General features: G+C 57.5%; 15 protein-coding genes. 7 read left to right on the top strand and 8 right to left on the bottom strand.

The genetic code is table 11. The features are described from left to right. From ABJK56_RS17840 to crtI, 6 genes are all read left to right on the top strand, one after another. Positions 1-737, top strand: a 737-nt coding sequence (locus tag ABJK56_RS17840; RefSeq protein ID WP_347246035.1) for a trypsin-like peptidase domain-containing protein, incomplete at its 5' end; no start/stop codon positions are given. A gap of 326 nt (positions 738-1063) precedes the next feature. Then, the gene (locus ABJK56_RS17835) at positions 1064-1561 is read left to right on the top strand and encodes a carboxypeptidase-like regulatory domain-containing protein (protein ID WP_347246034.1); all 498 of its coding nucleotides are present in this window, start codon (positions 1064-1066) and stop codon (positions 1559-1561) included. A 164-nt stretch (positions 1562-1725) separates the two neighbouring features. Beyond that, complete coding sequence (locus ABJK56_RS17830; RefSeq protein ID WP_347246033.1) at positions 1726-2826, top strand: DUF1559 domain-containing protein; 1101 nt, start codon at positions 1726-1728, stop codon at positions 2824-2826. A 155-nt stretch (positions 2827-2981) separates the two neighbouring features. After that, positions 2982-4658: a CRTAC1 family protein gene (locus ABJK56_RS17825; protein WP_347246031.1), complete on the top strand. Its 1677-nt coding sequence runs from the start codon at positions 2982-2984 to the stop codon at positions 4656-4658. A 142-nt stretch (positions 4659-4800) separates the two neighbouring features. Then, positions 4801-6303 (top strand): tetratricopeptide repeat protein, encoded by a 1503-nt coding sequence (locus ABJK56_RS17820; RefSeq protein WP_347246030.1) that lies wholly within the window; start codon positions 4801-4803, stop codon positions 6301-6303. 190 nt (positions 6304-6493) lie between these two features. Continuing rightward, positions 6494-8032, top strand: coding sequence for a phytoene desaturase family protein (crtI, locus tag ABJK56_RS17815; protein WP_347246029.1), 1539 nt, complete (start codon positions 6494-6496; stop codon positions 8030-8032). Positions 8033-8210: 178 nt separating this feature from the next. Here the strand turns inward: crtI and lptE are convergent, their stop codons facing one another. The 6 genes from lptE to ABJK56_RS17785 all read right to left on the bottom strand — a co-directional run bounded on the left by lptE (position 8211) and on the right by ABJK56_RS17785 (position 14335). Continuing rightward, complete coding sequence (lptE, locus tag ABJK56_RS17810; protein WP_347246028.1) at positions 8211-8840, bottom strand: LPS assembly lipoprotein LptE; 630 nt, start codon at positions 8838-8840, stop codon at positions 8211-8213. Then, entirely contained in the window at positions 8837-10291 is a 1455-nt protein-coding gene (locus ABJK56_RS17805) for a tetratricopeptide repeat protein (protein ID WP_347246027.1), read from the bottom strand. The genes lptE and ABJK56_RS17805 overlap by 4 nt, the downstream gene beginning before the upstream one ends. Beyond that, a complete protein-coding gene (gene recO, locus ABJK56_RS17800) occupies positions 10263-11072 on the bottom strand; it encodes a DNA repair protein RecO (RefSeq protein ID WP_347246026.1) in 810 nt (269 codons plus the stop codon). Before recO ends, ABJK56_RS17805 begins: the two co-directional genes overlap by 29 nt. A gap of 80 nt (positions 11073-11152) precedes the next feature. Continuing rightward, on the bottom strand, positions 11153-12166 hold the full coding sequence (locus ABJK56_RS17795; protein ID WP_347246025.1) for an endonuclease V: 1014 nt from the start codon (positions 12164-12166) through the stop codon (positions 11153-11155). Then, positions 12163-13488 (bottom strand): S26 family signal peptidase, encoded by a 1326-nt coding sequence (locus ABJK56_RS17790; RefSeq protein ID WP_347246024.1) that lies wholly within the window; start codon positions 13486-13488, stop codon positions 12163-12165. Before ABJK56_RS17790 ends, ABJK56_RS17795 begins: the two co-directional genes overlap by 4 nt. A 64-nt stretch (positions 13489-13552) precedes the next feature. Beyond that, positions 13553-14335 (bottom strand): sugar phosphate isomerase/epimerase family protein, encoded by a 783-nt coding sequence (locus ABJK56_RS17785; RefSeq protein ID WP_347246023.1) that lies wholly within the window; start codon positions 14333-14335, stop codon positions 13553-13555. 175 nt (positions 14336-14510) lie between these two features. Between ABJK56_RS17785 and ABJK56_RS17780 the strand changes: the two genes are divergently transcribed. Further along, positions 14511-17138 carry a hypothetical protein gene (locus tag ABJK56_RS17780; RefSeq protein ID WP_347246022.1) on the top strand — a complete coding sequence of 876 codons (2628 nt, stop codon included), beginning with the start codon at positions 14511-14513 and terminating at the stop codon, positions 17136-17138. Here the strand turns inward: ABJK56_RS17780 and ABJK56_RS17775 are convergent. Both ABJK56_RS17775 and ABJK56_RS17770 read right to left on the bottom strand, forming a co-directional pair. Next, complete coding sequence (locus tag ABJK56_RS17775) at positions 17122-18555, bottom strand: amino acid permease (protein WP_347246021.1); 1434 nt, start codon at positions 18553-18555, stop codon at positions 17122-17124. The genes ABJK56_RS17780 and ABJK56_RS17775 overlap by 17 nt on opposite strands. Positions 18556-18775: 220 nt before the next feature. Beyond that, positions 18776-18990, bottom strand: a 215-nt coding sequence (locus tag ABJK56_RS17770; protein ID WP_347246020.1) for a hypothetical protein, incomplete at its 5' end; no start/stop codon positions are given.

Here is an 18990-nt window from a genome sequence, read left to right as displayed (position 1 = left end):
TGGTCCGTCTGGCGGATGGCCGCACCATTAAAAGCGTCCAGTTGGTGGGAAGTGACCCGCTCAATGACCTCGCGGTCCTGAAGATTCCCGGCGGTGGCCTGACCGCCGTTCCCTGGGGCGACAGTGATCAACTCGAGGTCGGTGATACGGTGCTTGCGATTGGCAATCCTTATGGTCTGACGCGGACCGTAACGGCCGGAATTATCAGCGCCAAGGAACGCCGAGCCCAGAGCAACGCGGGCGGGTTTCAGGAGTTGCTGCAAACCGACGCCGCCATGAATCCTGGCAACAGCGGCGGTCCGCTGGTGAATATTCGCGGGGAAATCGTGGGGATCAACTCCGCCATTTATGGAGAGGCCTATCGCGGAATCAGTTTTGCCATCCCCAGTCGGGTTGCCCGGCAAGTGTATGAACAGATTCGTCGAGAAGGGCGAAGCCGCCATGGCTGGCTGGGCATCCAGATGGCGGACCTCGACGAAGACGAGGCACGGAGCCGAAAAATTCCAGATACCCGGGGTGTCGTGGTCCTCTCCGTGCTGCCAGGATCGCCGGCGGAAAAAGCGGGCCTTCTGCCCGGCGATGTTGTCCGGACCTGGAACGGTGAGGTGGTGGAAGATTCGTCGGCTTTGGGGGTGATGGTGGCCAAGACGCCCGTGGGAAGCGAGGTCCCCGTTGAAATCTACCGACAAGGCCGCCCGCAGACTGTGCGTGTGCTCGTCGGCCAGCGACCGTTATGAGACGGTCTGCTTCACAACATGAAAGAGCCAGCTTCTCGGGAGGGGAAAAACTGAAGAACATCATCGGTACTCCAGAGCGATCCGCGAGAGATCACTCGTGCTTATGCATTGTTGACAACACAGATTGCGTACAATAAAATGCGGTCGGTTGGGGAGTTGTCGTGTCCATCGGTTTGCACAAAAGATGTCAGCCTCGTCGCGTGAGATTTTCAAACTGAGCTGAGACTTCGCCAGACCACGGTGACGAGGTACGGGTCTGGTGATAGCTGGCCGTACCGCAGTTCAAATTAGAGATCACCATTGGAACTCTTCACGGGAGGTGCCACATGATCGGTCGGAGGTTCTCATGGCTGCTTTTGGGTGCGGCGGTGTTTTTGGCCGGATGTCCAAAAGGTGGATCGAGTCTCGGTACGGTACCCGTTAGAGGCCGTGTGACCCTTGATGGGGCACCGCTTCCTGGAGCTACCGTGACTTTTTCGCCCAAATCGCCGGAAGGCCGCACCGCGGCAGGCATGACAAACGAAAACGGTGAATTCATTTTGACGACAATTCGAGCGGGGGATGGGGCTGTGCCGGGGGAATACGGCGTCGCTATCACAAAGCCGGTGGCCACGGCCGGACCAGCGGAGGACCCGCGGGTCCGAGGGGGTGCTTTGACTCCCGAGCAAATGGCCCAAATCCGCGAGCAGGCAAAAGCCAAAGCAGGTGCGGAGGGGGGCTCCGCCATCCCCAAAAAGTATACTTCTCCCGCAACTTCTGGATTGACCGCTACGGTAAAACGTGGCGACAAAAACGAATTTACATTCGATCTCAAATCTCAGTGATTTGGCTCAAAAATACGAGAATTTGCATTTGACAAAAAACTTGACGCTTTTTGAGCGTGAAGTATGATAGAGACGTCGCAAGGGCGGGCCAGCTTATCCGTCGATAGGGCAGGGGGTTGAGGCATGTCGTTGTTTAACTCTTGGTTTCTGTTCGGAGGTCGGTCATGAAAAAGTTGCGGAGTTCTCGTATTGTACGCTGGCCCTCAGCCGCGTTTACGCTCGTCGAGCTACTCGTGGTCATTGCCATTATCGGCATTTTGATTGCGCTCTTGCTGCCGGCCGTCCAGGCGGCCCGTGAAGCGGCCCGGCGAAGCCAATGCACCAACAATCTCAAGCAGATTGGGTTGGCGCTGCACAACTATCACGACTCTCACAAAAGGTTTCCCAGTCTTGGGCAAGGAACCAATACCGGCGATCCCGCAACATCGACCATGGGTGGTTTGAGTGCATTCGTCATGCTGCTTCCTTACCTGGAGCAAACCTCCATCTATCAGCAGTTTTCTTCGCCGCAAGCGAACCCGCCGTATCCTGCATGGGGCCCGGTGCCCTGGTACGGATGGAACTTCCGGCCGCACCACGTTCAAGTTCCATCCATACTCTGTCCCTCTGACGGCGGTGCCGGCAAGCTGCAGGATGACGGCCGTCCCTACTGGTGGCAGGGCGATAACAACTACGTCTTTTGCTGGGGCGACGACATCAGTGTAGACTGGCGAGGACGCGCCAATCCGCGTGGAATATTTGGTGGGGATAGCTTCCTCTCGTTCTCCGACATCCTGGATGGAACCAGTAACACGCTCGCCGCAAGTGAAGTCGTCGTTTCCAAGCGGAGTGATGATCGGGTTACCCACGGAAACTACGTCGAGAACGTGGGTGACGGCAATTTGCGGCAAAATCCGTCCCAGTGCCTCGCTTTTAAAGGACCCAACAACACCATCGTGAACGCCCCGCAAATTGGTGAGCTCCGCGGTGTGAACTGGGCGTGGGGGACAAGCGTTGTAACGGGCTTCAACACGGTTCTGCCTCCCAATTCCATTGGTTGTAAAGGTTTCTGGTCGGAGTGGGGTTCTGACCACGTGATGCCGCCGGACAGCTATCACCCCGGTGGTGTCAATGCTTTGCTCGCCGATGGTTCTGTGCGATTCATCAGCGAGACGATCAACACCGGGGACTTGACAAGGCCAGAACCCACCGGTGGTCCAAGCCCGTACGGTGTATGGGGCGCCTTGGGCAGCCGGGCCGGAAGCGAAAGTATCAGCGGATTCTGAGGTGATTGTCAGCTAGCTTGCTGTCGGAAATGTGCCGAAGCGACATAAGGGGACGCTGTCTATGCACGATGGCGTCCCTATCTTATTGCGCTCTTTCGCGCGGGTATGCTAAAGGAGGATAGGTCAGATCCCATACCCAACCGAGGATCTTCGCAATGCTCCGAAGTCCGATCAGCATTCTCATAGCTCTCATTCTCGGAGGAGGATTGGCACAACTGGCGTATGCTGCCGACAAAGTGCGGTTTAGAGATGTGACAGCCACCACCGGCATCGACTTCGTCCACACGGACGGAAGTTCGGGCAACTATTTCATCATCGAGACGGTAGCCTCCGGTCTGGCTACCTTCGATTATGATAATGATGGACTTATTGACATTTACTTTCTTAATGGTTCCGCGCTGCCGGGAATGAAAGTCGATAAGCCACCTACTAACAGGCTTTACAAAAATCTAGGAGGATTTCGTTTCCGCGACGTGACAGAGACCTCGGGAGTGGGCGACACGGGCTACGGCCTGGCGGTGGCCACCGCTGACTTCGATAATGACGGTGACCAGGATATTTATATTTCTAACTGGGGACCGAACGTCTTCTATCGCAATAACGGCGACGGCACTTTCACAGATATTACCAAACAAACGAGAACAGCCGCTGCTTTTCCCGACAAAGCGGGTGCCGGGGTTGCTTTTCTCGATGCCGACCGCGATGGATGGCTCGATCTGTTCGTCTCCAACTATCTACGGTTCACAACAGAAATGGACGTGCGGGCATACTGGAAGGGACTCCGCATTTACCCCGATCCCTCGCGGTTTGCCGTGTTTCCCGATATGCTCTTTCACAACAACCGCGACGGCACATTTACCGACTTCAGTGAGCAGTCCGGCGTGAATAAGCACCGCGGGCGAGGTATGGGGATTGTCTGCGCGGACTATGATAACGACGGCGACACAGATATTTTTGTCAACAGCGATGGACCGCCCGGCAACTCTCTTCTCAAAAACGATGGAACCGGCCGGTTTGAGGACATCGCAATGCTGGCGGGCGTGGCATTTGATTCCGCCGGGTTGGCCCACGGAGCCATGGGAGTGGACGCCGGTGATTATGACAATGATGGCCTCATCGACTTTTACGTCACTTCCTACCAGGGACAACTGGCCACCCTTTATCGCAATCTGGGCAGCGATCTGTTCGACGATGTCACGCAACTAACGGGAGCGGGAACGCGATCGCTCAACCAGGTCACCTGGGGATGCACGCTGGCCGATTTTAATAACGATGGTTTTAAAGACATATTCTATGTTTGCGGACATTTAATTGATAATATTGAACAACTCGATGACACAACCTCGCTGGCGGCAGCACCTGTCCTCCTTTTAAACGACGGTACCGGGAAATTCGTCGATGCTTCTTCAGAATCCGGCCTGACGACGGTATCCGTTGGACGTGGAGCCGCCTTTGACGATTTGGATAATGATGGCCTGCTGGATGTGGTCATCCTGAACACTCGGCGAGCTCCCACCGTCCTTCGCAACGAAACAGTGACGAGCAACCACTGGCTGGAGGTGCAACTCGTGGGACGCAAAACGAATCGGGATGGGGTAGGCTCGCGCGTCATTGTGCAGACGGGGGATCTCACACAGGTGGACGAGGTCCATAGCGGTCGCGGATATCAAAGCCACTATGGCATGCGGCTCCATTTTGGTCTGGGACCCCACCAAACAGTGGATCGTCTGGAAGTTCGCTGGCTAAGCGGTCATGTGGATGTCTTCGAGAATATTCCCGCTGATCGACGAATTGTGGTGACGGAGGGCCAAGGCTGGCGCGAAGTTCGTTGAAGTTGAGAGGTGCGTTCATCGCGGGCGGTGGAACAAAATCGCGTACCTGAACGACCCTCATGACAAAATGGGGAAAGGTGGCAGTGGGTGTGAATCAATCTGAGGACGATGCGGAACACGGAACAGATTCAGGAATTGTCCCATGTCCACCGACAGGTCGCGGATTCATGGTTCTTTGAGCACGGGAGAACCATCAGCCTTGAAAACTGCCGAAGGGAATGTCTCGTCCGGCCTCGGTGCACACCGCTCAACGGGCTGGAAGGTGCTCGGCGGGCTGGTTGTGGTACTGGCGGTGGTGTTTATTCTAGGCCGAATCGGCGGTGTGCGGATGGTTCAACCGATCAATGAGCAGGAGGCACAACCTGCCGAGCAAGAGGCCAATAAAGAACAGCCAGGTTCCGCCAGTGCCGCTGGTTCACCTCTGCCCAAGACCACCGCCGAGTTGATCGAGGAAGTTCGTCAGGAAATTCTCGCCATTCGTGAGCGGTATCCGGACGACATTGACTGTCGGGAGATGGAAGCCCGGTTTCTCGACTGGGTGGGTAAATCCGAAGAGGCGGTGGCCATCTGGAAAGAATGTCTCCAACGAAACCCGCAGTACGCTCATGCATATGTGGGACTGGCTTCCGTGGCTTTTAAACGGGGCGACTATGAACAAGCGGTGACGTGGGCACGGCAGGCTATTGGGCTCGATCCGGGTTACTATCGGGCACGGGATATTTGTGCGGAAGCCCTCTTAAATCTGGGCCGTCCCCGGGAAGCGGTGGAGGTTCTTGCCGAGTATCTCGCGAAAGACCCTCGCGCCCATGGACTATTCCTTTTGGGGCGAGCCTACACACTTCTGCAAGAGTTGGACCGAGCGGCAAGGGCCTACGAAGCCGCGGTGCGGAAATACCCGGATTACGCAGAGGCGTTCTATGCGCTTTCCCGTGTTTATCTGCGACAGGGAAAGCGGACCGAGGCAGAAAAGATTTTGGCTCGATACTGGGAACTGATGAAAAAGCGGGACCTGCACGTGGAAGGGATGCCCGTTGGCACCGATTTTAAAGAGGCCTCGGTGAATGCGGCCATCATTGAGAGTGATCTTGGACGCATTTATCTGGCCAAAGGGAATCGTGAGCAAGCCCTTCGATTGTGGCAGCGGGCGATTGCTCTTGATCCTTCCCATCTTCCCGCGCGGGAGATGCTCGCCCAGCTTGCGTTGCAGGAGCATCGCGATGGCGAGGCGATCGCCGAATACCAAAAGCTCATGGAGCTTGATCCCATGAGCCTGCAATATCCGCTGGTGCTGGCGGCGATTTTAATGCGGAATCAGCGTCTTTCTGAAGCGGAGCAGATTCTCCAAGAATTTTGTCAGCGATGGCCGGAACGCCCCGAAGGTTATGTAGCGATCGCTCAATTCTATCTAGCGGCGGCAGGACGTGCGGATGACGCACTCAAAGCCGCGGAAAAGGCGGTGGAACTTTCGGGCAGTGCGGCCAACTATGCTTTGGTCGCTCAAGCGGCTCTGGCAACCGGAGACAAAGCTCGGGCGGAGCAGGCGCTTCAAAAAGCAATGGCTCTGGCTCCGGAAAAGAGAGACTTGCAGCGACTATGGGAGGTGATCACACGGGATCAATCGGCCCAACAGAGCGCCGGTCATTGAGTTTCTGGGAGGCGCTCACTCATCCTCACCCTTGTTGCATCAACCGCATGCGCTGCGCAGGTTTGGGGGCGTAGTGCGTGTGGTTTTTCTCGTGACTAATGTTGCTTGTCCAACATCGGCACTACAAATATATTACAGTAATCAAAGGGTTAGGTGGTGTTTTTCAACAATTTTCCTTGAGGAATGTTCGATGAAGAAACCACATGTGATCGTTATCGGGGCGGGGCCCGGTGGCTTAGCGGCCGCGCTGCTTTTAGCGAAGGCAGGCGTGAACGTGTTCGTCCTTGAACGACTGGGCGTGGTGGGCGGCCGGTGTTCCCAGCTTCAAATTGGGCAGTATAAGTTCGATCGTGGTCCAACTTTTCTGCACTACCCCTGTGCGCTGCGCGAGATCTTCCGCGCGATTGGTCGACAATTGGAAGAAGAAATTCCCCTCGTCCGATTGGACCCGATGTATCGGCTGTTTCTAGGTCAGCGGGGCTATCTCGATGCAACAGCCGATATTTCCAGAATGGTGGAACAAATAAAAAAATTTGCACCCCAAGACGCACCGGGTTTTGAAAAATTTTTGCGCGATAATCGGCGTAAGTTTGCGCCGGTTATTCGTTGTCTCCAGCGGCCGTTCGATCGCATCTATCACTATTTGAGCCGAGAAGCGTTGGGGTTACTTCCTGTGCTGCGGCCGCATAAGACGCTCCATCAGGATCTGGCCCAATTTTTCAGGGATCCCGATTTGCAACTCGCGTTTACATTTCAGTCGAAATACCTGGGGATGTCTCCGGAACGTTGCCCGAGTATGTTCTCGGTGTTGTCTTATCTGGAATACGCTTATGGCGTATTTCATCCAATAGGTGGATGCAATGCGGTGCCGCGTCGCTTAGCGGAGCTGGCACAGCAATTTGGCGCCCAGATTCACCTCAACGAGGAAGTGCAGGAAATCTTTTTCGAGGGGCGTCGTCCGATCGGCGTGCGGACGCAGAATGACGCATACCCCTGTGATGCTCTCGTGATCAACGCTGATTTTGCCCGCTGCATGCAGCGCCTAGTTCCGGATCGGTTACGGCGTCGTTGGTCCAACCGGAATTTGGAAAAGAAACGTTATTCATGTTCTACATTTATGATGTATCTTGGCATAGAAGGTCAAGTAGAAGGATTACTTCACCACAATATTTATATTCCGCCAAATTATCGAGAGTATTTGAAAGACATCGAAGAACGGCACGTTCTTTCCAATGAACCCGCGTTCTACGTGCAGAATGCCTGCATTACTGATAAAACCCTGGCGCCACCGGGGCACAGCACGCTGTACGTCCTTGTGCCGGTGACCCACCAGCATCCCAACGTGGATTGGAAGAAAGAACGGCTGCGGTTTCGGGAGATGATTCTGGACCGGTTGGAACGGATTGGGCTGAAGGACATCCGATCCCGCATCCGGGCCGAGCTGATCTGGACACCGGCCGACTGGGAGGCCTGGGAAATCTTTCGTGGCGCCACCTTCAACCTGGCGCACAATCTGGGGCAAATGCTCTATTTTCGTCCACACAACCGTTTTGAGGAGCTTGAGCGGGTGTATCTGGTGGGTGGGGGGACTCATCCGGGCAGTGGATTGCCGACGATTTTCGAGTCCTCGCGTCTCTCCGCCCGACTGCTGCTCGAGGATTTTGGGTTCGAGACAGAATGGCTCAGGCCCGGGCCTTTAGAGCAACCGCTGGTGTCGCTGCCGGATTGAGCTGATCCCGACATACCCGCAAAGGGGCGTGTTTTTGAGATCCCTGCTCGAGGAAGCTCTTTATGATGTTCCCATCCGGAGGGACCTGCTTGTCAGGTCCGCCCTTTCGATCATTGGATGATCCTTCGCGCTTCACCGGGCCCCTCCGAATAATCCCCTTCCAAATAATGCACGAGGTTTACCAGGGGTTTTCCATCATCCCCACGATCTGCGACGCCAACCGCTGGATGGCCGCCTGCTGCGCGGTGGCAAGTGATTGACCCACCTCCGGAACGAATGTTGCTTCGGCGACCACGCTGGTCAATTCCGGCGGCACGGGGACCGTTTCCTCTGCTGTGAGCGATCGCCCTCGGTTATCGATCCACTGTACTTCCACCTGGAACCGCGTAGCGATTTCACGAGGATCGTCGTAAGGATTCTCCACTACTGTGCGTTTCGTTTCGGAAACAATTCGTCCCGTAAGGATGCTGTCCGCCTTGTCGGGTGAACCCACCACCTTGTACGGTGTCCGGAGTTCGATTTCTTTAATGACGGCTTCGGTTAATCTTTCTCCCAATCCCGGGCGCAAGCTGGAGGACTGAAACATGGGGACGTACACGGTTTGAATATCCGGGCGGTAGAGTGGCGCGTTGCCCACCTGATAGCCGGCACATCCACTCACCACCGTCAGGAACATTCCCACCAGAGCGAGCCGGCGGACCACCGGCGAAGTCTCAGCGCGAAACAGCTTGCCGAGGCGAGCGTCATCACACACCGCCCGCCAAAAGCGGCTCAAGATGACACGGGACGAGAAATGCCGGCCATTCATGACTCTTCCTTGGCGCTTTCGAAAAGATCAGTGAGGAACTTGAAACGATTGGGAGGTTTGTCGGGGAGACCATCGATTTGGCGAATTCGCTCGGCCGCCAAAACGGCTGCCTTGGTGTGGGGAAACTCCCGTAACGTGGCACGGTAGTAATATCGGGCGGCTCCGTAGTAATGGCGATTGTCGTAATACTGGCCGATGGCGAAATATCGCATGGCCTTTTCTTCGGTGATTTCGTTTTTGGCGCGAAGCACTTGTTCCTTTTCTGAGCCAAGACGATCCCGATAGACGGTGAGCAGCTCGTCTGCGGCACGCTCCGCTTTTTCCAGGGGGGTGCCATCGTAGAGCGGCCCCTGGTAGGACAAGTCATGGGCTTTGATCGCCAGAAAGGCGGCATTCACCGCGTGCTCACTCTGCGAATAGTCCTTGCGCAGGAGGTCATAATGATAGGCGGCATCTTCGTAGCGCCCTTTGAGAAAATAGGCGTTGGCGGTGGCCATCACCGCATCATCGGCAAGGGGACCTGTGGGGTCATAAAGGCGGACGTTCTGGTAGGCCTTGATCGCTCGGCCCCATGTGTCAAAGGTGGGTCGGCTTTTGTCGCCCCATTGAACCAGCCCGAGCATCGAGGGTCTTGACAGTTCCACCTGCTCCCAGTAGCGTCCGATGGCGAACTCCCGCTTGGAGACGGTGTCCAGATACCGAGTAAACTCGTACTTTTTGAGCAGCTCCAGATAAGCGTTTTCCGCCTGCGGATAGCGATCGGCAAAGAAATACGACTCGCCCGCCATGAAAAGGGCATCCTCCTCAAGGGGCGAATTGGGCCAGTGTTTAGCGGCTTTTTTGAACTTGGCGGCTGCCTCTTCATATCGGCCACGACGGTAGAGCTCGGCACCTTCCTGAAAGAGGGCGCGGGCCAGGGATTCGTCGCGTTTTGGCTGAAATAGCTTGCCCAACCGCTTGGGGATCTCGAAAAGGATGAAGTCTTCTTCCTCTTCGTTTTCTTCGTCCGAGCGTGGCACGATGACGGTGTCGGCATCGGCGGGCGGAAGTGGTTCGCCGGTAAGCTCGGCAGCCGATGTGTGTTGGGCAGAGGAGCCAACGGTCCCGGTGGGCTGGGCATCTTCTTGTTCAACCTGGCCAGTGGATTGACCGTGACTCGCCGCGGACGGGGCTGCGCCAGATGATTGCGATGTCGTGGCGGGCTGGTCTTTCTCTCCCATGAGATTGCGGAAAAGCCAGCCCTCTTCCGCCGGTTGCTGCGGATCGTAGCCCGACCGCTTGGCGCGATCCGGAAGCTCCAGCATACTTCGGCAACCAGCCACCAAGAGAAATGCCCCTGGCAAAAAGAGCACCAGGATACTGAGCAGAAGCCCTCGGCTGGTGCTCCGCACAGCCTGCGCAACTCCGTTTGTGATTGTGGCCTTATCGGCCGGACAATCCCAGGTATTCATGCATCCGTGGCCTTTGGCCCAAAAGGTGACACACGTACTGACCCAACAGGCCGCGCAATTGACCGCCTACCTTTGGTGCGATCTGTAACGAGGCAATGTCCTGTGGTGTTTTTCCCCGAAGTTCATCCATCGCATCCATGACACTGGCGGGGACCAGCACGACCCCGCGTTTTCCCGGCCGACACCGGCCGCACAGCACCCCTCCCTCAAGCAGCGAAAAATAGTATTCCTGCTGGGCATAGTCCCCTGTTGGTCGGCGGCTTTGCTGCTGGGATTGAGCGGACGCCTTTCCGCGAACGCTCTCCCCGCAGCTCACGCACATGTCGAGTGCTGGACTGTGGCCGGTCAGATCCAGAATCCGCAATTCGTAGAACGGCACCAAAACCTGGATGTCACCTCCTTTCTGGAGGGCTGTCAGGGTTTCTGCGGAAACGTCAAACAGTTCCGGATGGGCGTCCTCCTCGTCCGTCATTGCGTTGAGAAGCTCCGCGACATAAAGGGCCGCATAATACCGTGGCAGGCCGCTTTCTTCCACCCGAAATCGCCGCTGGAGCTTTGCCTCCGTGATAATGTGGAGGGCCTCCGAGGACTTGCGAAGAAAGACTACGCGACAAAGCGAAAGCAGGTCAAGAGCAAAGTCAAAGGGGTTTTTCGGTCGTTTGGCACCTTTCGCTATCCCCCGGATTTTGCCAATTTCGCGAGTAAACAGCGTAACGACGAGACTGCTCTCGCTGAAATCGTAAGTGCGAAGAACCAGAGCCGTCGCTTGCTCGGCAGACATCGGCGTGCAAACCTGCTCCTCCATTTCGGTTGCTTTCGGGAAGAACAAATCTGTTGGCGTATCCTGGCTGGGTTCATTTTTTATTTCAACTGTCGGGCAATGGCCCGCGATAGTCGGTCCGCCCAGTAGATCGGCTCCGGTAAACGGTGCTGGGCGAACAGCGGTCGGACTACCCGGATGCATCCTTCCACATCGATGCGGTGTCCCACCGAGAGAAAGACCGGCTGGGCATGCCCCCGTTGACTGCGGAGCACAACCCCCAGATGGTGACCTTCCCATTCCACCGGCGATGTCCCGCCCGGTGGCAGTTCTTTTTCTTCCACGTGGCCGCACAAAAGGGTTTTGGTAATCCCGATCGTGGGTCGATCAATCACGACCCCCAGATGACTGGCAATCCCTATTCCCCGTGGATGCAGCAGGCCACTCCCATCCACCGCGATTACGTCAGCGAGTTGGTCTTCCCGAGCGGCCTTTTTGAGGACCGCAATCATGGGGGATAACTCGCGAAAAGCCAAATAGCTGGTGATGTAAGGGAATCGGGCTCTTTCGACTATTGAGGTCTCATAGAGTTTATCCCCGCCGGGCCAACTGACGCGGCAGTATACCGCCACCGCCCAATCGCCCCGGTAAGAAACATCCACCCCAGCACAGTCCTTTGGATCAGAGGAAAGCGGTGTCATGACCACTTTCTTTCGCATTTCCTCCTGGATGGTTCGCAGTTGTCGCAGTGGGCGATCCTCTTCTTGGATCCCAAGGAGGCTGGCCAATTCCGGGGCATGGACGAGGGCCTCTTCCGGGACGCCCTCCGGCAACAGCTCCACCCCTTCCCGCTGCAGCCGATCGCGTTGCACCTCTTCTCCTAGCCTGGACCGCCCCAGCCGACCGCCTGCCCGCACCACACGATGGCACGGACAGTCCTCGGTGTGGGCATGCTCGACCAACCAGGTGCCCACCCACCGCGCGGCCTGCCTGTCGCCGAGCAGTTCCGCCAGGGCCCCGCAGGTCGTCACCCGGCCTGGTGGAATTGCCGCGATCCACCGGCGCAGGATGGCCTCCAAATCTGGAATCATTTCTCCTTCATCGGCTCGGGTCATGGTGGCAGACCTCCCCTGGCCAAGCGAAGAGGCCGGACCACCCCCACGACGTCTTCCCGCCGCCAGCGACGACCGCCCTGCCGACTGTCCAGGGAGATGTGGGGGTCGTCCCCCAGCAACACAAAGCCATCGCCTGCGGGAGCCACAACTCCGTCGGGATAGGGCATGACCCAACAGACGCTCATGTCCCGTAACCGAATTTTCCCCTGGTTAACGTGTAAGCGCAGAGCCACCGGAACGGCCCCTGGCAAAACCCCGTCATCCCAATCGTCAGCCAGCAGACACGTCCCATCCATCAGGAGCAGCCACCGCCGATCCACCGACGAGATCACAATCTGTTGGGGAAAGGCCCTACGGAACATCCTTTTCCCCTGCGTCACGAGCCCTTTTTCTCCGGCAAAGACCTGCCAGTCGACACTGGGGTCATCTCCCACGGAGCAGGTTACCTCAATCCGGTGATCTCCGAACCCGGCGCAAATTGAGAATACGGCCCCGGGATCAATGCGTGCCAAAGAAATGGACCAGAGCACATTCGTGCAAGGCCGCTCCTCCTGATCCACCGCGGGGTGATACGGGCAGAAAGTAGTCAGTCGCCGGGAAAAGAGCCATTCCGCCGAATCTTTATCAATTCCCTGCGCGGAGAGCACAAGACCTTGGCCATCGTCGCTGTTGCATCGTTCCAGCACTCGCGCCATCTCCCATTGCACTTCTACCGGTCGCCGTAGCGGGACACCATCACGGTAAAGGACTCCATTTCTCCCGGAAAGGCGTTCCCCCGGCAAACCCACGACACGCTTTACCACAAGTCCCGGGATGTTCCGCTGTCGAATTGCCACTAAATCCCATCGCCTCATGGGCCGAACGAGCCCGCGAAACACGAGAATCCGATCTCCCGAGTCCTGGTCCACCGGTGGCGCAGCCACGGACTCGCCGGGTTCCACCTCGGCCCAACGCTTTCCGCAGGCGGGACACACGGCTCGCAGGAGTGTCGTCCGCTTTTCCCCTAGCGTCGCGTCCCAAAGCACTTCGCGACCACACCGCGGACACCGGCTCTTCCAGTGAGGTCCGCGAAGGGTTGGAAACATCGATCCGCTGGTTACCACAACGGGCGTCACCAGTCCCTGAATGGCCAGTTGGTCCAATATGAGCACGCCGATCGCGATCAGAACCAGACCTCGCCCCAATGGCACGGCAGGCGATACCACTGGCGAGAGGGGAGAAATGCGATTGACCCGCCTGGGCTGCACGGGCTTCAACGGGTTGTCCTCATGCTCCCCGTCCACTCCAACCCGCACCGAAGTCAACCTTGAACCCGATCGCACAAATTCACTCGCGACAACTCAGCGACGCAAAACCGTGAAGCTGTTGGGGCCTTCAGCCCTTGCGTTACAGCCGATAGATAAACTCTTTGGCCTGACGCAGTTCGGCCAGGGGATCCCCTTCTCCAGTGGGGCGGAGAATCAAATGGCCCTGGTAGCCGACTTTTTCAAGTGCAGTTAATACAGCAGGATAGTCAACATTTCCCTGGCCAAGCGGTACTGGCCGATAGCCCCTTGCACCCGGGCGACTGGTAACATCCCCCGCATGAAATGCGAGCATCCACCGCCCCAACGATTCGATCGCCTCCACGGGATCGTAGCCGTGCATGGCGAACTCCGCTGGGTTCAACTCGACCCCGATTCCCCCTTCGGGGAGACCCTCCAGTAACCGCGCCACGTCTCTCGCCGGTTCGCATCCGGTTTCAATTGCCAGTATCGCCCCCGCGCGTTCTCCCCAGCGGCTCAGGTCGGCCAAGATCTCCTTCAGCACTTGCCACTCAAGATTTTCCGGATTCTCCGGGATAAAGCCGATTTTGTAACTTAAGTATCTCCCCCCTAACTGGTAGGTCAGGTGCATGGCCCGCCGGATCTCCTCGATCCGGCTTTCCAGTCCATCGGGGTCGTCCAATCCCCTCGATAGTCGCAACCGCGCGAGCGCCAGGGTGAGATCCCAATCCGCCAAATGTTTCCGTATTTCCCGGATGGCCGTCCGTGTGTAGTCTTCCAGCGGCATCAATCCGAGGAGGTCCAACTCGACCCCCTCCAGGGCGAGTTCCCGGATTCGGGGTAACGTCTCGCGGAGGTCGCCGGGTATGGGACCAACGTCAGCAGCCAGACGGATTTTTAACACAGTGTCAGTCCCTCTCAATGAGCGCCCCGCTGTTGGCCGAAGCGCTCTTCAGGAGTCCTTTACCTTGCACACGCCGACAATCCCGCGATCGGGATTTCGCCGGCTGGGTTTTTCCACGGCTTTGTACCAGGCGTGAGGTTTCACGCGAAAACAATCCCAGGGGAATCCATTAACAGTGTTCCCACCGCAGATTGTGGTCTCATTGCTCATTGTAGGAGTCGCGGCGGAGGTCCCCAAGTCTCCGCCCGCTCCGAGTGCCCTTCCGCAGCCAGACCTGAGCATCGTTTACCGCTGCAACTTTGACGAAAGTCACGACCAGAATTACGATTCGTTTCCCGATTACTGGACCCGCGCGAAGGGCCCGCGCTACCCTCTCTATGTGAAGGCCGAAATCGCCCCAGTGGCCTCTCCCGATTCTCCTCGGTCGCTGTGGGGCTACCTCGATGGAGGCTCCCTCGCTTTAAGCACCCCACCCATCAGCATCACACAGCTTTTCAGCTACGAGGCCCAGGTGTGGGTGCGGACGCGAAATGTTCAGAACGATCGCATCTTTCTGGAAGTCACGCTGCTCGACAGCAACGACAAGCCGCTTCGGCTTCTCAGCTCGCGACAGCTTGCAGAATCACCCGAGTGGACCCTGCTGACCGTTGGGCCGTTCGACGTGGACGACAGGCTCGTCGCGAACGCCAGATTGACCCTTCATGTGGAGGCCGGGGCCCGCGCCGATGTGGGAGCGGAAGTTTGGTTCGGGGCCATCTCGCTGCGCCGGTTGCCGATGCTCAAAGTGTCGCTCGACCGTCCCAGCGGCCTCTACCTTCTCCCCCAGCAGCCGCGTGTGGACTGCGTGGTGTCGGGAGTCCTCTCGCCGTCGCCCCCGTTGCAGATCCGCGTGATAGATGCAGAAGAACAAGAGCTTTTACGGGAGGAGATTTCTCTGGAGACCCAACCCGCATTCCGCGAGGAAGACATTCCACCTGAAGCCGCCCTCCGCGAAGTCACGCTTTACAGGGGGGCGGCCCAACGCACACTGCCACTGAAGGAACCCGGCTATTATCGCCTGCAAGTACATCTCGTCCAGGACGCCAGCTCTTCTCGCGATGCGGAGCTTGCCTTTGTGATCATGCGGCCGCCCCCAAGAAATGACCTCGCGTCGTTCGGCTGGAGTCTTCCTCGCGGGGTTCTGCCCGCGGGGCCGGATCGCCTCCGAGAACTCCTGCACCACGCGGCGGTTGGTTATGTCAAATTCCCCGTGTGGTGCGATGAAAACCCGGATAAGCGAACTCTTCAGGAAACATCGCATTTTTTGGAGCATCTCGCTTCCCATGGCGTGCAGATTGTCGGCCTTTTGACCCCGCCAGACGGCGTTCGCGAGAAGGTTTCTCCGCATGCCACCGTGCTGGATGTCCTCAGTTCCGACCCCAAAATTTGGCAACCGTCTCTGGAGTTCACCTTTGCCCGCGTTGCCACCCTCGTGCGCTACTGGCAATTGGGGGAAGATGACACCGAACCACCTCCCGGGTTTGCCCGCATCCAGGAGGTTCTCAATCAGGCGCAAAGATCGCTCGGCAACGTTGTGGCGGAGATCCGGGTGGGCATTCCCTGGAACTGGCTACATCCTTTACCCCCGATCAACCTCTCGTTCGTGCATCTGACGGGCGAGCCGCCGCTTACCGCGGAAGAACTCGAATCTTTTTTGCGTGAAGTTCCCCAAAACCCCGCCCCACCGCAGATTTTCCTCTCGCTCCGGCCACTGGACGATCGCAACTATTCCCTCCGGGATCGTGTCCGCGATCTTGTATTGCGAATGGCTGCCACTCGGGAAGGCGCTGCCCTGGCTGCCTTTCATCCGGACCCCTTTGATCCTCATACAGGCCTGTGCACCGCCAGGGGCACACCCACCGTGCTTTATCTCCCCTGGCGGACGACGGCCCACGCTTTGGCGTCGGCCCAGCCAATCGGCTCCGTTCTCCTCCCCGGCGGCTCCAGCAATCGCATCTTCTCGATCGACAGGGAAAGAGGCGTCATGGTATTATGGGCCAACCGTCCTACCAGAGAGTGTCTGCATCTCGGCAGTGAAATCACGGCCCTCGATGTTTGGGGGAGAGAAGTCCCCGTGGAAGAAACACCCGTCGGTCAGGCTATTCTCGTGGGCCACTGGCCGCTCTTTGTGTATGGTGTTTCCGTGCCCATCGCCCGGTGGCGGCAGCGCGTTGCGCTGGCAACCACACGTCTTCCCAGCGTTTATGGTGTTCCCTTCCGAAACCAGCTTCGCTTTGAAAATACCTTTCTGGAACCGGTTTCCGGAGAGGCGTTCGTCACGACACCGCCCCACTGGCAGGTTTCTCCCCGCCATTTCACTTTTCAGCTCCAGCCGGGCGAAAAACTGGAACGCGAGGTCTTTTTCACCCTCCCGTTTGACGCCGAAACCGGCCCCCAACCCGTCCGGGTTGATTTCCGTGTCCAGGGCCAAAGCACCTACCGTTTCAGCAGTTACCACTTTGTAGAAGTGGGCCTGGGCGACGTGTACATCGAAGTTTCCACCCGACTGGACGAATCGGGCGACCTCGTGGTCCAGCAGGTCTTCGTCAATGAAACCGAATATCCTGTCTCTTTCCGCTGTGAATTGTTTGCCCCAGACCGCCGCCGTCAGTTCATGTTCATTCGGGAGCAAGGTCCCGGCCGAACGGTGCACCAGTATCGTTTTTCCCGGGGAAAGGAGCTCATCGGAAAAACGCTTTGGCTCCGGGCGGAAGAAATCGGCGGCTCACGCACGCTCAATTACCGGATCACGGCTGCTGAATGATCTTGCCTTTGTTGGGCTCCTGTGCCACAAATACCCGGGGCTGCCATAACGCGGCAAGTGCCGCCACCAGCATCCCCACCACCAGCACCCCGATCGCCCAAAGCGCCTCATACGTTCTGTGTTGGATAGCGTACGTAACACTGGAATAGATCATGAACAAACAAGAACCGCAAAAGATGACAGGTGTCACCGGGAAAAACAACGTGCGGTAAGGGCGGGGCACATCCGGGTACTTTGCGCGCAGAACAAACAGCGACAACCCCACGAGAAAGAAAAACGTCCAGAAAACAGGCGTCGTAAAATTGAGGAGATTGTTGAAGCCATCCTGATACCATCCGAAAGCTGCTACAAGTCCCAGCGTGATCACTCCCTGAACCAGGAGTGACCACACCGGCGTACTCCGCTGGGGATCCCAACTTCCCAGAATCTTGAACACGCGATGGTCGCGCCCCATTGCATAATAAACACGGGCCCCGGTGAAGATCTGACCGTTCACCGAGCCGAGTGCCGAGATGCAAATGATGAGCGCGATGAGTTTGCTTCCAAAATCGCCCATCGACAGCCGCAGCAGATCGGCCGCCACCACTTCCGATTTTTGCACCCCCACAAATCCCAGCCCCCGCACAAAGGCCACGGTGGCCAGCACGTAAATGGCGGTGACAGCGAGAGTGCCCAGTACCAGTGCCCGAAGGATGTTCCGCGTGGGATTCCTCACTTCCGCCGCGACATAAGCCATTTCATTCCAGCCGCCGTAGGTGAAAAGCACCAGAATCATAGCCAGCCGCAGGTCGAATGGCGGGGGATCGACCGACGGCACTTTCTCCGCTGGAGCACCGGGGACAACGAACATCCCCACCACGAAGATGAGCGCCAAGCTGAGCACCTTGAGGACCGTGAGGAGGTTCTGCGTCCACTTTCCTTCCCGCACACCCAGGATGTTGATCAACGTGAGAACGGCAATCGCCCCCATGGCATAGGCCATGAGAGAAAACTGCGGAGCACCGGGAATATGAAGGGGAAAAATTTCCCTTGCATAGGTGGCGAAGACGAACGCCATCATGCCGATCGAACCCGGTCGAACGACCCACAGTTCGCACCAGGCAAACAGAAAGCCCATCCAGCGTCCATACGCCCGGGTGAGGAAGACGTAATCACCCCCGGCATGCGGAAAAGCGGTGGCCAGCTCGGCATAGCAGAGGGCTCCGACGAGGGAGAGCAGTCCGCCGAGCACCCACACGGCGATCAACCAGCCGGCATTGGGCAGCACACTGGCAATACTGGGGGTTGTCTTGTAAATTCCCGCCCCGATGATAATCCCAACAATAATACAGATGGAATCGAAGAGCCCCAGCTCTTTCCTGGGTTGGACGGCGATGGACGAAACGGACGGTGCGGTAGGCGGAGTGACTTTGTTCATGGGAAACTGCCTGTTGCGGTAGGGCAGGATATGAAGACTCTGTCAATCGTAATACCGTGCCACGCACCACCAGCCCACGACAAGCTGTTATTGTAATCGGATGGTAGCTCGGCCGCTACGCTACCAACGGAAGCCCGAGGGCCGCACGCGTTCTGCCCGGCGAGGTCAAACGAAGGACGCGACGTTGAAAATCGCTTAGAGAATTGAACCGCGCACCGGTTCAAATTACAAGTGTCCCAAGCAAACAAGCAAGCACAATTAGAACGACAACGAGACAACCAGTGGTTTGCGGAGGGCTTGTCGTGGGCTGCTCGTTTGATGCCGTGTGCAGGTAAACGATTTCGCCCTGCTTGTTCCCCTCGCAGGTGTTGCCCTCCAACGTGGGCTTTGCCTCGTCCGAGAGCGCGATACCGTGCCCGCCATTGTTTCGGCACA

The organism is Thermogutta sp. (assembly GCF_039793925.1).
Taxonomy (GTDB): Bacteria; Planctomycetota; Planctomycetia; order Pirellulales; family Thermoguttaceae; genus Thermogutta.
Note: the sequence above shows the minus strand (reverse complement) of the source record. Positions and strands in the feature narration are given on the sequence as shown.

Bases quoted from the DNA above. Each gene is read 5' to 3' on its own strand.
- ABJK56_RS17835 (WP_347246034.1), top strand. From the start codon at position 1,064: ATGATCGGTCGGAGGTTCTCATGGCTGCTTTTGGGTGCGGCGGTGTTT.
- ABJK56_RS17805 (WP_347246027.1), bottom strand. From the start codon at position 10,291: ATGAATACCTGGGATTGTCCGGCCGATAAGGCCACAATCACAAACGGA.
- ABJK56_RS17775 (WP_347246021.1), bottom strand. From the start codon at position 18,555: ATGAACAAAGTCACTCCGCCTACCGCACCGTCCGTTTCGTCCATCGCC.
- ABJK56_RS17830 (WP_347246033.1), top strand. From the start codon at position 1,726: ATGAAAAAGTTGCGGAGTTCTCGTATTGTACGCTGGCCCTCAGCCGCG.
- crtI (WP_347246029.1), top strand. From the start codon at position 6,494: ATGAAGAAACCACATGTGATCGTTATCGGGGCGGGGCCCGGTGGCTTA.
- ABJK56_RS17825 (WP_347246031.1), top strand. From the start codon at position 2,982: ATGCTCCGAAGTCCGATCAGCATTCTCATAGCTCTCATTCTCGGAGGA.
- ABJK56_RS17820 (WP_347246030.1), top strand. From the start codon at position 4,801: ATGTCCACCGACAGGTCGCGGATTCATGGTTCTTTGAGCACGGGAGAA.
- ABJK56_RS17795 (WP_347246025.1), bottom strand. From the start codon at position 12,166: ATGACCCGAGCCGATGAAGGAGAAATGATTCCAGATTTGGAGGCCATC.
- lptE (WP_347246028.1), bottom strand. From the start codon at position 8,840: ATGAATGGCCGGCATTTCTCGTCCCGTGTCATCTTGAGCCGCTTTTGG.
- recO (WP_347246026.1), bottom strand. From the start codon at position 11,072: ATGTCTGCCGAGCAAGCGACGGCTCTGGTTCTTCGCACTTACGATTTC.